We start from the raw sequence: 413 nt of genomic DNA, 5'->3' as shown, positions 1-413 counted from the left end.
ATCCAAGGAGAACCACAGATGCGAATGGGAATTCCGCTGTTGTTGCTGTTTGGCCTGATGGGGAGCGCCGCACACGTACAGGCTGCGCCAACCCATGCAGTCTCCCGGCTCTACTTCGATGCCAACAACACCCTGATCGGCCAGGGCCTGCGCTACTGCACGGGCAATACCCAGCACCAGGGCGTTGCCTCACACGCCAATACCCGCTGGATCGATGTTTCCTACGCCTGCCAGGGCGACTCGACCGACGTTTCCTATGGCAGCTGGGTGCCTGCGCAACTGCGGCAGGACTTCTGCACGCTGTATGACGCCTGCACGTCACTGATGCCCTGGCCGGAACCCGGCCTGCCCGGCCCCCTCGGCAACGGCTTCTACTCAGACTGACCGCCGGTAGTCACCGTACTGTCTCCGGC

The 413-nt window shown here is 63.0% G+C and carries 1 protein-coding gene; it reads left to right on the top strand.

Annotated elements, in window-relative coordinates; genetic code table 11:
- A partial coding sequence (locus tag VG556_RS22620; protein WP_423180083.1) for a hypothetical protein occupies positions 1-384 on the top strand: 384 nt, incomplete at its 5' end.
- Positions 385-413 lie beyond the last annotated feature (29 nt).

The sequence above is a fragment of the Stenotrophomonas sp. CASM106 genome (assembly GCF_049384825.1).
Classification (GTDB): Bacteria; Pseudomonadota; Gammaproteobacteria; order Xanthomonadales; family Xanthomonadaceae; genus Stenotrophomonas; species Stenotrophomonas muris.
Note: the sequence above shows the minus strand (reverse complement) of the source record. Positions and strands in the feature narration are given on the sequence as shown.